Source organism: Paenibacillus sp. FSL R10-2782 (assembly GCF_038592985.1).
GTDB lineage: Bacteria > Bacillota > Bacilli > Paenibacillales > Paenibacillaceae > Paenibacillus > Paenibacillus terrae_C.
The window spans coordinates 3,297,332-3,310,069 of sequence record NZ_CP151951.1 but is presented as its reverse complement, the minus strand read 5'-3'; the positions used below and the strand labels follow the sequence as shown (position 1 = coordinate 3,310,069).

Below are 12,738 nucleotides of genomic sequence, written 5' to 3'. Positions count from 1 at the left end.
AAAGGGGAGTAGCTCAACGAGTAAAGTCGTCATTACGGGATTTTAAAATCCCCGGCTTTATTGGCAACGTAATGTTGTAAGCGAGACCTTTGTCAGGATTTTTGGAATCCGGGCAAATGGTCTTTTTTTGATGCTAAATTTGGGTCAAGCGCCGTTTCCGGATTCCGTGAAATGGCGCTTTTTTAGTATAAAGCGCAGAACTATGTACAGTATAACAAATAAATAAAGAAGGTGGGAGAAACGTATGGATTTTTTGTCAATTGAGTTTTTAACTGCGCTATTATCAATCATTATCATTGATTTGGTGCTGGCTGGTGACAATGCGATTGTGATTGGTCTGGCAGCTCGTAATGTAGAGAAGGCCAATCAAAAAAAGGTCATTATTTGGGGGACGGTCGGCGCGGTCGTCATTCGTGTTATCGCTACGGTGCTGGTCACATACTTACTACAAATTTACGGCTTGCGTTTAATCGGAGGGATTGCGCTCATCTACATTGCTTACAAGCTGCTGGTTGAGGAGAAAAAACATGAAATCTCTGCAACCAATCAAATGTGGGCCGCGATTCGTACGATTATTATTGCCGACACCATGATGGGGCTCGACAATGTACTTGCTGTTGCAGGAGCAGCTCATGGAAATATGTTGCTTGTTATTTTGGGACTGGCGATTTCCGTTCCGATTATGGTATGGGGCAGTACCGTTATCTTGAAGCTGACCGAACGTTTCCCGATGGTCATTACAATTGGGGCTGCTGTGCTAGCCTACACTGCTGCCAAAATGGTAGTGGCTGAGCCGCTGATTGCACATTGGTTTACGAATGGGGTAGTCAAATACGGATTTGAAGCTCTAGTCGTTGTTCTGATTGTAGCCATTGGAATGCGTGTTAAAAAAATAAAAAGTGAAAAAACAAGAAAACAAGCGCTGCACGCCTAAGCTAAGCACACTGAAATCATCGTAGCTGAAGCTTGGACGCTCATGCATAGAGGCTGTTCCGTCAGGTCTAAATGGATCGGGGGCGGCCTCTTTTCTTTGCTTGTCAGCGGACTTCCATGTAAACTAGACAACAGAAGAAATGAGTCATCAGAGGTGGGTATGATATGAATAAGCAACCGAAAACAAGAGTAGCTATTGCAGGTCTGGGCGGTATTGCCCGCAAAGTGTATTTGCCGCTGCTGACTGCACACGAAGGTGTAGATATTGTAGGTGTCATGAACCGTTCGCAGGAGCCGGTTAGTTCCATTATGGAGCAGTACAGGCTGCCAAGAGGAACGACGGATGTGAAGGAAATGCTGGCATGGGAGCCGGAGGCTGTATTCATACATGCTGCGACCGAAGCCCATTTTGATCTGGTTATGGCGTGTATTGAAAAAGGTGTTGCGGTGTATGTGGATAAACCGCTGTCCTATGATGTGCGTCAAAACCTGGAAATGACCGCGTTTGCGGAGGCACAGGCTGTGTTGCTGGCGGTCGGCTTTAACCGACGTTTTGCCCCGCATTATGTAGCTGCTAAAGCGTGGCTGGAGGAAGCAGGCGGTTTCAGCCAATGCGCGGCGATCAAGCATCGGACTGGATATGATCGGAGACCTGCGACACAGACGGTTTATGATGATTTGATTCATATGCTCGATCTGCTTTTGTGGCTGGGAGGCGATGATTATGAGCTGCTGCATAGCAGTTTGGACACGACGAGTGAAGGATATATGAACGTTGCTTTCGGGTCGGTACGTTTGGGAAGTGCCTCTGGAAGCTATAGTATGAACAGACAGGCAGGGGCTGACATGGAGAGACTGGAGATGCATGGGGCAGGTCGTTCCGTCGAGGTGACCAACATGGAACAGGCTATTTTTATGCAAAAAAATAAACCGCCATTGTCACAACCATACGGAAGCTGGGACACAACCCTGGAAAGACGGGGATTCACTGGAGTGGTGAATCATTTTCTGGAGCATATTTATCGTCCAGAGGAGTGCAGTGTCCGTGCTGGTGGAGTGCTGGAAAGCCATATGTTGGCGGACGAGCTCATTAGCCGTTTGAATGACTAACTATAGAAGGAAAGACAGCCATCAAGGCAGTCCAGACATCGAGAAATAGATTGAAGGAGAAATGAGCGAATGGAAGAGCACAACCGCGGTAAACAACTAGAAGAGGCTATCATTGAAAATTATAAGCAGGAAGAGGATATGATGATCCTTGTGTTTGCGCAATGGTGCATCAATCACGGGCTGGAGCCAGAGGAACTGTATCGTGTAGCTTATCCGCAGCAGGATAGCAATGAGCGTCTGCTGCGAGTACGCAAGCTGACTGTATCGCGTGAAGAAGCGGGGAATATTCCGCTGGACACAGTATTGGGAGTGCTGTCCATGTTCGGAAATGAGGACTTGGCGATGGTCGTATCTGAAGCGGCTGCCAAGCTTCCGACGGAACGGAAATAAGGTCTCCAGCTGCATGTACTCAGGACGTTGTTTGAAAGAGAGGGTAAGCCGATGATGGAAGGTATAACCGCACCAAACACCTGTAAAGGGTGTGAAAGGGACATCGCTATTTCGGAAGAGCAAATTACCAGAATTATAAACAACTTGAGGCCCGGAATGGAATGTGTGACCAATGATGTGTACGAGGCCAGACTGTTAGCCTGCTCGCAATGTGATGAGTTATTGGGTGGACATACGTGCAGGATCAGCGGAAGTATTGTCCGTGTACGCGCTCTGGCAGTCAATCAAAATTGTCCCGGCCATAGTGGCTCTCGCTGGCAAGGGACATCCTTGAAATAAATAGGCTCAGAGTCCACTAAACATGCGGCTGTTTCAATAATTAAAGCTAATCTGGCTAGTTACTTCATTATGTGATATTTTTATTTGAGGCTTTCGCTGCTCATCTAAAGCCCGCGATCACGAGTTAAAATGGTCTTACTATGGTCTGCCATGAGGGCAGACTTTTTGGTTTGGGTGGAGATATGGCTTAACGTTTGACAAATAGAAGTTAATAAAATATATTAAAAATGTAAAACGTTTTTATTTAATTATTAATATTTTCATTATCTATCCAAGCTGTTACTTTGGATCATTGTAAACGTTGAGATGGAAAAGAGAACAGGTAGAAGCCATTTTTTTAATCTTATGAAAGCGCAATCATTGGTGTGTATAGTCTGATGAACTTTACTATTTTTAAGGAGGGCTTGTCATGAAGGGTTCTATTGTTGTGCATACAGACTGGGAGCAAGGCGTTATTAATAAAAATATTTACGGACAATTTGCCGAGCATCTTGGACGATGTATTTACGAAGGTTTGTGGGTTGGACAGGATTCTCCGATTCCAAATACGGACGGGATTCGCGATGATGTGGTAGAAGCGCTCAAAAAGCTGAACATTCCTGTACTGCGCTGGCCAGGTGGCTGTTTTGCCGATGAATATCATTGGAAGGACGGCATCGGTCCAAAGGAAAATCGCAAAAGAATGGTCAACACGCATTGGGGCGGTGTGGTTGAAAATAATCATTTTGGCACCCATGAGTTTTTCCAATTGTGCGAGTTGTTAGAGGCTGAGCCTTATATTTGTGGGAATGTTGGCAGTGGCACGGTGCAGGAAATGTCGGAGTGGGTAGAATACATGACCTTTGATGGAGAGTCCCCAATGGCTGCAAGGCGGCAGGAAAACGGACGTGAGCAGCCATGGAAGCTTAAATATTTTGGCGTAGGTAACGAAAACTGGGGCTGTGGCGGCAATATGCGTCCGGAATATTATGCCGATCTGTATCGTCGTTATCAGACATATGTCCGCAACTATGGTGATAACCGTATCTACCGGATTGCGGGCGGGGCCAATGTGGACGATTATCGTTGGACCGAAGTGCTGATGCGTGAAGCCGGGCATCTTATGGATGGCTTGAGTCTGCATAACTACACGGTCCCGGGTACCTGGGAAGCGAAAGGGCAAGCACTCGGTTTTGATGAAACGGAATGGTTTGAGACGATGAAAAAATCATTACGTATGGATGAATTGATTACACGCCATTCTGCTATTATGGACCAATATGATCCTGGTAAACGGGTAGGAATGATTATAGATGAATGGGGGACCTGGTTCATGACCGAGCCGGGTACCAATCCGGGCTTCCTGTATCAGCAAAATACGATGCGCGATGCGCTGGTAGCCGGACTGCACCTGCACATTTTCCACGATCATCATGACCGTGTACAAATGACGAATATTGCTCAAATGGTCAACGTTTTGCAGGCTATGGTTCTGACCGAAGGACCTGCTATGCTACTGACGCCGACATACCATGTATTTGAAATGTTCAAGGTGCATCAGGATGCACAAGCGCTGGCTACCCATGTAACCGTAGGCAATTATGAATATGATGGTGATTCCATTCCACAGGTGAGTGTGTCCGCTTCCAAGGCGCAGGACGGAACTATTCATGTGAGTTTGTGCAATGTCCATCCGGGCGAGGTGGCTTCCTTGAATATGGAGCTGAGAGGGCTGGAAAACGTTAAGCAAATTAGCGGCGTTGTGCTCGCCAGTGACGATATGCAGGCACACAATACATTTGATCAGCCGGAGCATGTGAAAACGGAAACTTTCACGTCCTTCCAGCAGAAAGGTCAGAGCTTGGATGTTACACTGCCACCAATGTCAGTAGTGATGCTGACGATTGCACTGTAGATATTTTGTGGACTCAGAAGAAGTATGACTTGGAAATCGGAACAAAACAAAACCTTGATGGAGCTAAGAAAGGCTCTCTCAAGGTTTTATTTTTACCAATACTACAATTGCTCGCGGTGAATCCCTCTGAATTCCTTGGGCGACATGCCGAAGCGGGAACGAAATACGCGGTGAAAATACGTATAGTTTGCAAAACCAGACGATTCGGCTGCCTGTTCCAAAGACATGGGACTGAAAATAATGCGCTCCCTCGCCATGTTGAGCCTGATATCCAGTGTGTACTGCATAATACTCGTATTAAATGTTTCCTTGAACAGATGTACAGCTCTGGATACGCTGATGCCGATGTGTGAGGACACGTCATCCAGCTTAAAATTGGAAGAAGCATTTTCTTCAATATAGTTTTTAATTTGATAAGCGAGATAACTATGATGGGTGGAAGTCGGATGCTCGGACAGCATACGGTCAAACTCCAGGCAAAGAATACGCATGTAATAGCTTGATATTTCCGGATAAGGATTAGAAATACGCCGCTGCTCCATCACAAGCTGCCGAAATAGGCCAAGCAGTGCTTCGGTAAGCTGGACCTTGATGCGGTTGGGCCGTTTGTGATGGTGCCACCACTCATCTACCCAGGAGCCTCCAAAAAAAATGTGATAATCTCCGCTCTCCACGACCTGTTCCCCCATGGGATTTAACTCACTGTGAATGTCCAGCTCGTAAGGCTCGGTCGGATTGAATAGCAGCAGGTCACCCGCCTCAATCCGTGTCATTTCCCCGTTAATGCGGGCCTGGCAGCGTCCGTCTGTTTGTAGACGAAACAAATAATTTTTGATCCCTTCAGGCTGGTTCGAATAAAAGGGCTTGCGATGGAAGGAATAGCCTGCGGTAAGAACCTGACAAGGCTCGACGATAGACATGATGATGACTCCTTTGGGCATATGGCTGCTTCAAATATTGACCAGATTGTTCATGTTTTAATCATATTATTCATTTTAAACGAAACGGAAATAGAATACTATTGTGTCTGTAAGGCTTATAGCAGAATACAGAACATGTTGGAGGCCAGGGGGGTGACGAAGTGAAACGAATGAAGGCCGGCATTATAGGCTGCGGTAACATTAGTGCGGTATACCTTGAAAATCTCCAAAACAGTCCGCTTATCGAAGTGGTGGCCGTGGCTGATTTATTGGAGGAAAGGGCCAAAGCGAGGGCCAATGAATTTAACATTGAAAACGCATACAAGGTAGATGAATTACTTCGTCAGCCCGAGATTGAGCTTGTTTTTAATCTGACCGTGCCTGGCAGCCATGCACTGACGGATATGGCGATACTGGAGGCAGGCAAACATGTGTACAGTGAAAAGCCTTTGGCGGTTTCCTTGGAGGATGGCAAACACGTTCTGGATCTAGCCAAGGCAAAAAACCTGCGTGTCGGCTGTGCCCCGGATACATTTCTTGGCGCAGGTATTCAGACTGCACGCTATGCCATACAAAATGGAATGATTGGGCAGCCCGTAGCCGCTACTGCTTTCTTTATGGGTAGAGGTCCCGAATGGTGGCATACTGATCCGGAATTTTTCTATGCCGCTGGAGGCGGTCCGATGTTTGACATGGGACCTTACTATTTGACGTCGCTGATCCATGTGCTGGGTCCGGTCCGGCGAATCAGCAGTTCAGTGGGCATTCAGATTCCTGATCGTTACATACATTCCGGTCCCAAAAGCGGTACACCGCTGCGGGTACAGACACCAACGCATTTGGCCGGAACGATGGATTTCCATAACGGAGCCATTGTAACGCTCATTACCAGCTTTGACATTCAGGGGGCGTCGGATCTGCCTCGTATTGAAATTTATGGTACGGAAGGAACCTTAATCCTGCCTGATCCGAACTTTTTTAACGGAGATGTCAAGCTTCGTCGATCTGGAGAGGAAACCGCAGAGCTCGTGGAACCTTTATTTGAGTGTGGGAAGAACGAACGCGGAATAGGTGCGGGTGAGATGGTAAGAGCCATTCGCAGTGAAAAGAACCATCGTGCTAACGTGGAACTGGCCTATCATGTATTAGAGGCTATGCACGCTTTTCAGCGCTCCTCATTGGAAGGTAAACATATTACGTTGGAAAGTACATTTGAGCCAGACGAGGATTTGTATCATGGAACAGATATAACGATTCATCCATCCTAATTGAAGAGGTGAAGGGCAATGGCTAAAGTAGGATTGCAATTGTACACAGTAAGGGAAGAACTTGAACAGGATTTTGAAGGTACGTTGCGCAAGGTAGCTGAGCTGGGCTATAAAGGGGTTGAATTTCATGCCTTTTTCGGACGCAGTGCCAAGGATGTAAAGGCACTTTTGGATGAGCTAGGTTTGGAAGTTGTCGGAACCCATGTTCAATACACCCGTCTGTTGGACCATTTGGAAGAGGAGATTGCTTATCACAAAGAATTAGGGAATAAGTACCTGATCGTTCCTTATTTAACCGAGGAGCAGCGTCAGTGGGATGAGCTTTTTGTAAACCTGAATCGAATTGGTGAAAAAGTGAAGGAACAGGGATTGGTATTGGCTTACCATAATCATGATTTTGAACTGACGGAAAAAGTAGGTGATCGTCTGGTTTTTGATGCGTTATATGATGCGGTTTCGGCTGATTTGTTGCAGGTCGAAATGGATACTTGTTGGGTATACTACGGAGGCTATGATCCTGTGGAATACATCGGACGTTATCGTGGACGCCTGCCTATCATTCACTTAAAGGATATGGCACGTGACGAGCAGCAAAAAGCAGTTACCGTAGAGCTTGGCAAAGGAGAGGTGCAGCTTCAGGCCATTACAGAAGCCGCTATTGAGGCAGGCGTGGATTGGGTTGTTGTGGAACAGGATTTCAGCTCAAATCCTCCAATCGAAAGCATTGAAACCAGCTTTAAGTGGCTCCAACAATACGCAGCTCAGGGAGGAAATATTCATGTCTAAAACACTCAAAATCGGAATTATTGGTTGTGGGGGGATTGCCAACGGCAAGCATTTGCCTAGTCTTGCCAAGCAAAAACGTGCAGAGATCGTCGCTTTCTGTGACATTATTCAAGAACGGGCTGAGGAAGCGGCAGCAAAATTTGGTGTTGAAGGTTCACAAGTTTATAGCGATTATCGGAAGCTGCTTGAAAATAAAGATATTGAAGTCGTACATGTATGTACACCCAACGACTCGCACTCGGAAATTACGGTAGCTGCGCTTGAGGCAGGTAAGCATGTGCTGTGCGAAAAGCCGATGGCCAAAACCGCCGAGCAGGCTAGGGAAATGCTGGATGCCGCAAAACGTACAGGTAAAAAGCTGTCTATTGCGTATCAAAACCGTTATCGCAATGATAGCCTGTACCTGAAGCAATTGGTCGAACAGGGAGAGCTTGGTGAGATTTACCTGGGCAAAGCCATTGCTCTGCGTCGCCGCGCGGTTCCGACGTGGGGAGTGTTTTTGGATGAAGAGAAGCAAGGCGGCGGTCCGCTGATTGATATCGGGACGCATGCGCTCGACCTGACCCTCTGGCTGATGGATAATTACAAGCCTAAAAGCGTGCTGGGCTCTACCTTCCATAAACTTGGAGATCGTAAAAACGCGGCGAATGCCTTTGGACCGTGGAACCCTGAGGAATTTAAAGTGGAGGATTCTGCCTTTGGCTTTATTACCATGCAAAATGGAGCCACTATTGTATTGGAATCCAGTTGGGCACTGAATGTTGTAGAATTTGGCGAAGCCAAGACGCTGTTATGTGGGACTGAGGGCGGAGCCGATATGCAGGACGGTCTGCGTATTAACGGGGAGAAGAACAGCCGCTTGTTTGATACGAAAATTGATCTGGATGCGGGCGGTGTAGCCTTTTACTCTGGAGAAACGGAAAACGAAGCGGATCGCGAAGCCCGTCTGTGGATCGAAGCCATTCTGGACGATAAAGAGCCGCTTGTGAAGCCCGAACAGGCGTTGGTGGTTACTGAAATTTTGGAAGCTATCTATGAATCGGCTCGTACAGGAAAAGCTGTCTATTTCGATTAAGATTAAGCCTGTAAGCAACCGGATAGGCCATCATTATAAGATAAGCAGTTTCTTTCACATATAATACAGGGAGGGATTAGGTTTGAAACTTGGAGTATTTATGGTATTGTTCGGCGGACGTTCACTGGAAGAGGCTTTGGACTATGTAGCATCTCAAGGACTGAATGCAGTAGAAATCGGCACAGGCGGTAACCCGGGCGATAAGCACTGTAAGCCGGATGAACTGCTGGACAACGAAACAGCTCTCAAAAACTTCAAAAAAGCAGTAGAGTCCCGTGGACTGACTATTAGTGCACTCAGCTGTCACGGTAACCCGCTCCATCCGCAAAAGCATTTGGCACAGGCCGATCATGAGGCGTTTCTTAAAACAGTTCGTTTGGCGGAAAAGCTGGAAGTTCCTGTTGTAAACACCTTTTCCGGCTGTCCGGGTGATCATGAGGATGCGAAGTACCCGAACTGGCCTGTTGCGCCGTGGCCGAATGATTTTCAGGAAGTGCTAAAATGGCAATGGGAGAATAAAATTATCCCTTACTGGAGCGAAGCTGGAAAATTTGCAGCGGATCATCATGTCAAAATTGGGCTGGAGTTGCACGGTGGCTTCTCCGTTCATACGCCGGCAACCTTGCTTCGTCTGCGTGAAGCTGTGGGGGAAGTCATTGGTGCCAATCTGGATCCAAGTCACATGTGGTGGCAGGGGATTGATCCGGTACAGGCGGTTCAAATTTTGGGCCGGGAGAGAGCCATTCATCATTTCCATGCCAAGGATACGACGATTGACCCGATTAATGTGAATAAATACGGTTTGACCGATATGCAGGATTATACGAATATGCTGGATCGTGCTTGGCAGTTCCGTACCGTCGGCTATGGACATGATATCAAAACCTGGGCGGATATTATTAGTGCTCTCCGTCTGGTGGGTTATGATTATGTAGTGAGTATTGAGCACGAGGATGGTCTGATGTCCGTCGAGGAAGGCTTTACTAAAGCCGTTCACAATCTTCGCCAGGTCCTTATTGAAGAGCCGCTGAGCGAGATGTGGTGGGTCTAACCTAATAGGGGGAAGTATTGATGATTAACGTCACCATTTGGAATGAGTTTTTGAACGAGAAGCTGAATGATGAAGCCAAACGGGTATATCCTGATGGGATACACAAGGCATTGGCTGATGGGCTGTCAAGCGAAGGATTCGCTATTCGAACGGCTACGTTGCGTGACGATGCCCAGCATGGTTTGGGAGAAGAAGTCCTGAATTCCACAGATGTGCTGCTGTGGTGGGGGCATAAAGCACACGATCAGGTGAGTGATGAAGTTACAGCCCGTGTTGTAAAGCGGGTACAGGAAGGCATGGGCTTGATCGTGCTGCATTCGGGACATTTTTCCAAGCCGTTTAAAGCCCTGATGGGCACAAGCTGTAATCTGAAATGGAGAGTGGCAGGCGAACAGGAAATTATTTGGTCCGTCAATCCGTCACACCCTATTGCGGAGGGCATTGACGCTAAAATTCTGTTGGAGCACGAAGAGATGTACGGTGAGTTTTTTGATATCCCGGCACCGGATGAATTGGTCTTTATCAGCAATTTTGAAGGTGGAGAGGTGTTCAGAACGGGTTGTACCTTTCATCGTGGCAGTGGTAAAATATTTTATTTCCGCCCGGGTCATGAAACGTATCCAACCTATTACCAGCCTGATATTCTGAAGGTCATTGCTAACAGTATTCGCTGGGCTCATCCGACAAGTATTGTTCAACCAGTTTATGGAAAAAGCGAACCTTTCAGGCCTCTCGGCGGTGTATTGGTATAATTTCCATTTATTGATTCCGACAAGCTTGATTTGAACAAACTGACAGGCGAAATCTCTTGAGATTCCGTCTGTTTTTGATTTAACGCATTTGCCATATACCTCTTATGTTGGTTTGTTGTATAATCAGCTTTGGTCATGGCAACTTTATCGGATCAGGTATTAAATTAAGAAGAAAGTGTTTTCTTTCGGGATAAAGTATGCTAAAATGATATATACTAACAAAAGGAAAGCTTTATCAAGCCGAAATGCTAAAGAAGGTGAAAAATATGGAGGTTCAACCGCAACTTACAAAAATGTGTCCGCGTTTTGAAAGTGCCTTTTCATGTCTGGGTAAGCGTTGGAACGGACTCATTATTCAATCCATGATGAGCGGTCCCAAGCGTTTTAAGGATATTTCCAATCTGATTCCCACAATGAGCGATAAAATGCTATCTGAACGGATGAAGGATCTGGAGAATGAAGGAATTCTTATACGTCATGTATACCCGGAAACTCCTGTCCGCATTGAATATGAGCTGACAACCAAAGGCCGTGCACTTCAGCCGGTCATGGAACAGATTCAATATTGGGCCGAGGAATGGATTAGATGAGTATCAAGCCGAATAAACGTTTTTCATAGCAAAACAGCCTTTTCCTAGGAAAAAGGCTGTTTTTTTTTGTAATACTTAATAGCCTTTGGCGCGGCCTGCGATTGAAAACAATCCGGTCGCAGTTCGACGGGGTACACGGGTTTGAATATCGAGTGCTGCTGTACGGAACGTACCAAGGCAGGAATGGCAAAGCCTTCCCGCATAAATCGGGGAATGGCAAGACTCGCAAGGATAATCAAGCTGGCTATAGGTGGAGGGAAACTTGCCTGCTCTCACCCAGTCTGTGAGCAAATCCATAGGTGTATCGGTTGCTTCACTAAGCTGGCGAGTATGGGTAGTGGGATGTTTCCACAAATAGTTAGAACAGCGGTCATAAAATAAATTTTCTTCTTGAATACAAGTATTGCACAGGTTTCTAAGATTATAGCGGAAAACGGAACCACACTTTGGGCAATTAGCAGTATGTATCTCCATAGAAACCAGTCCTTTATATCGAGTTATAGTGAATATTTATATTTATTAGTTATATATTACTATGACTTTATACCTATATCAATCTTTATTTAAGGAAGCGACGTTTTTTAAGTGTATGCTAAAATCTGCATTGACATAACCTTGTTACTTATGTATCATTACTTACATAAAGTTACTTATTGATAAAAATAAATTGATAAATGATAAGGGGATTTTCACATGATGCCATCTTTGTTTTTAGCCCACGGATCACCTATGCTTGCTATTGAACAGACAGAATATACTGCTTTTCTGGAGCAGCTTGGAAAGAGTATTCGCCCGAAGTCTATTGTTATCTTTACCGCCCATTGGGAGACGCAGGCATTGGCAATTAGTTCGATAGACGACGTTTACGATACGATTTATGATTTTGGCGGTTTCCCGCCGGAGCTGTATGCGGTTAAATATCCAGCGTATGGTTCGGTGGAGCTGGCGGATAAGTTGAAAGAATTATATGAGCAAAAGGGTATTGACGTACAAACGGACCGGGTGCGAGGGCTGGATCATGGGTCCTGGACACTTTTGCATCGTATGTATCCTGAGGCGGATATTCCGGTAGTCCAGATTTCCGTGAATCCGTTTCTATCGCCGAAAGCACAATATGCTATCGGTGAAGTGCTGCGGGGGTTGGGTGAGCAGGATATTTTGGTCATTGGCAGTGGTGTAACTGTTCATAATCTGCGCATCGTCAAATGGGGAGAAACGAAAACAGAGCCTTGGGCACTTGATTTTGATGACTGGATTATTGAAAATGTACAGAGTGGAGATGTAGAGGCTTTGGATCGCTATGAAAGCGAAGCCCCGTATGCTCGTCAAGCGGTACCGAGAGCTGAACATTTTGTACCGTTGTTTATTGCCATGGGGAGTGGAGATCCGGCGAATAAGGCCAAGGTCATCCACAGGAGCTATGAGATGGGGAATTTAAGTTATCTGTGCTTCCAGTTCTAAAAGTGTGAAGAAGGATGTTGGCGGGGTGTTAGACGCTTTGGGATTCACATGATCTTACGATCGCTGTTCAGATACAAATGGGCTGTTCCGCTACTGCCTGCCTCTAAGGGGGAGCAAAAAAGATTAAGGGAGTGCTTTATAGCCAAAATGGCTCAAAACACTCCCTTTT

The 12,738-nt window shown here is 46.2% G+C and carries 13 protein-coding genes; 12 read left to right on the top strand and 1 reads right to left on the bottom strand.

Annotation, left to right across the window (positions count from 1 at the left end; genetic code table 11):
* Positions 1 to 244 precede the first annotated feature (244 nt).
* The 5 genes from NST83_RS14940 (at position 245) to NST83_RS14920 (ending at position 4,666) form a co-directional block, all read left to right on the top strand.
* A complete protein-coding gene (locus NST83_RS14940) occupies positions 245 to 934 on the top strand; it encodes a TerC family protein (protein ID WP_342414759.1) in 690 nt (229 codons plus the stop codon).
* A gap of 164 nt (positions 935 to 1,098) precedes the next feature.
* Positions 1,099 to 2,043 (top strand): Gfo/Idh/MocA family oxidoreductase, encoded by a 945-nt coding sequence (locus NST83_RS14935; RefSeq protein ID WP_342414758.1) that lies wholly within the window; start codon positions 1,099 to 1,101, stop codon positions 2,041 to 2,043.
* Positions 2,044 to 2,112: 69 nt separating this feature from the next.
* Positions 2,113 to 2,433 (top strand): hypothetical protein, encoded by a 321-nt coding sequence (locus tag NST83_RS14930; protein WP_137063595.1) that lies wholly within the window; start codon positions 2,113 to 2,115, stop codon positions 2,431 to 2,433.
* Positions 2,434 to 2,487: 54 nt separating this feature from the next.
* Positions 2,488 to 2,772 (top strand): hypothetical protein, encoded by a 285-nt coding sequence (locus NST83_RS14925; protein WP_137063882.1) that lies wholly within the window; start codon positions 2,488 to 2,490, stop codon positions 2,770 to 2,772.
* A gap of 409 nt (positions 2,773 to 3,181) precedes the next feature.
* Complete coding sequence (locus NST83_RS14920) at positions 3,182 to 4,666, top strand: alpha-N-arabinofuranosidase (protein WP_342414757.1); 1,485 nt, start codon at positions 3,182 to 3,184, stop codon at positions 4,664 to 4,666.
* Between the two features lie 101 nt (positions 4,667 to 4,767).
* Here the strand turns inward: NST83_RS14920 and NST83_RS14915 are convergent, their stop codons facing one another.
* The gene (locus NST83_RS14915; protein ID WP_137063593.1) at positions 4,768 to 5,586 is read right to left on the bottom strand and encodes an AraC family transcriptional regulator; all 819 of its coding nucleotides are present in this window, start codon (positions 5,584 to 5,586) and stop codon (positions 4,768 to 4,770) included.
* Positions 5,587 to 5,747: 161 nt separating this feature from the next.
* On the opposite strand from NST83_RS14915, the gene NST83_RS14910 reads away from it, so the two are divergent.
* The 7 genes from NST83_RS14910 to NST83_RS14880 all read left to right on the top strand — a co-directional run bounded on the left by NST83_RS14910 (position 5,748) and on the right by NST83_RS14880 (position 12,569).
* A complete protein-coding gene (locus NST83_RS14910; protein ID WP_342414756.1) occupies positions 5,748 to 6,854 on the top strand; it encodes a Gfo/Idh/MocA family oxidoreductase in 1,107 nt (368 codons plus the stop codon).
* An 18-nt stretch (positions 6,855 to 6,872) separates the two neighbouring features.
* On the top strand, positions 6,873 to 7,640 hold the full coding sequence (locus NST83_RS14905) for a sugar phosphate isomerase/epimerase (RefSeq protein ID WP_342414755.1): 768 nt from the start codon (positions 6,873 to 6,875) through the stop codon (positions 7,638 to 7,640).
* A complete protein-coding gene (locus tag NST83_RS14900; protein ID WP_342414754.1) occupies positions 7,633 to 8,715 on the top strand; it encodes a Gfo/Idh/MocA family oxidoreductase in 1,083 nt (360 codons plus the stop codon). Before NST83_RS14905 ends, NST83_RS14900 begins: the two co-directional genes overlap by 8 nt.
* Positions 8,716 to 8,797: 82 nt before the next feature.
* Positions 8,798 to 9,766 carry a sugar phosphate isomerase/epimerase gene (locus NST83_RS14895; RefSeq protein ID WP_342414753.1) on the top strand — a complete coding sequence of 323 codons (969 nt, stop codon included), beginning with the start codon at positions 8,798 to 8,800 and terminating at the stop codon, positions 9,764 to 9,766.
* Between the two features lie 20 nt (positions 9,767 to 9,786).
* Positions 9,787 to 10,518, top strand: coding sequence for a ThuA domain-containing protein (locus tag NST83_RS14890; protein WP_342414752.1), 732 nt, complete (start codon positions 9,787 to 9,789; stop codon positions 10,516 to 10,518).
* Positions 10,519 to 10,784: 266 nt separating this feature from the next.
* Positions 10,785 to 11,108 (top strand): helix-turn-helix domain-containing protein, encoded by a 324-nt coding sequence (locus NST83_RS14885; RefSeq protein ID WP_137063586.1) that lies wholly within the window; start codon positions 10,785 to 10,787, stop codon positions 11,106 to 11,108.
* Positions 11,109 to 11,801: 693 nt separating this feature from the next.
* The gene (locus NST83_RS14880; RefSeq protein ID WP_342414751.1) at positions 11,802 to 12,569 is read left to right on the top strand and encodes a class III extradiol ring-cleavage dioxygenase; all 768 of its coding nucleotides are present in this window, start codon (positions 11,802 to 11,804) and stop codon (positions 12,567 to 12,569) included.
* Positions 12,570 to 12,738: the final 169 nt, after the last annotated feature.

Bases quoted from the DNA above. Each gene is read 5' to 3' on its own strand.
- NST83_RS14940 (WP_342414759.1), top strand. From the start codon at position 245: ATGGATTTTTTGTCAATTGAGTTTTTAACTGCGCTATTATCAATCATT.
- NST83_RS14935 (WP_342414758.1), top strand. From the start codon at position 1,099: ATGAATAAGCAACCGAAAACAAGAGTAGCTATTGCAGGTCTGGGCGGT.
- NST83_RS14930 (WP_137063595.1), top strand. From the start codon at position 2,113: ATGGAAGAGCACAACCGCGGTAAACAACTAGAAGAGGCTATCATTGAA.
- NST83_RS14925 (WP_137063882.1), top strand. From the start codon at position 2,488: ATGGAAGGTATAACCGCACCAAACACCTGTAAAGGGTGTGAAAGGGAC.
- NST83_RS14920 (WP_342414757.1), top strand. From the start codon at position 3,182: ATGAAGGGTTCTATTGTTGTGCATACAGACTGGGAGCAAGGCGTTATT.
- NST83_RS14915 (WP_137063593.1), bottom strand. From the start codon at position 5,586: ATGTCTATCGTCGAGCCTTGTCAGGTTCTTACCGCAGGCTATTCCTTC.
- NST83_RS14905 (WP_342414755.1), top strand. From the start codon at position 6,873: ATGGCTAAAGTAGGATTGCAATTGTACACAGTAAGGGAAGAACTTGAA.
- NST83_RS14900 (WP_342414754.1), top strand. From the start codon at position 7,633: ATGTCTAAAACACTCAAAATCGGAATTATTGGTTGTGGGGGGATTGCC.
- NST83_RS14890 (WP_342414752.1), top strand. From the start codon at position 9,787: ATGATTAACGTCACCATTTGGAATGAGTTTTTGAACGAGAAGCTGAAT.
- NST83_RS14885 (WP_137063586.1), top strand. From the start codon at position 10,785: ATGGAGGTTCAACCGCAACTTACAAAAATGTGTCCGCGTTTTGAAAGT.
- NST83_RS14880 (WP_342414751.1), top strand. From the start codon at position 11,802: ATGATGCCATCTTTGTTTTTAGCCCACGGATCACCTATGCTTGCTATT.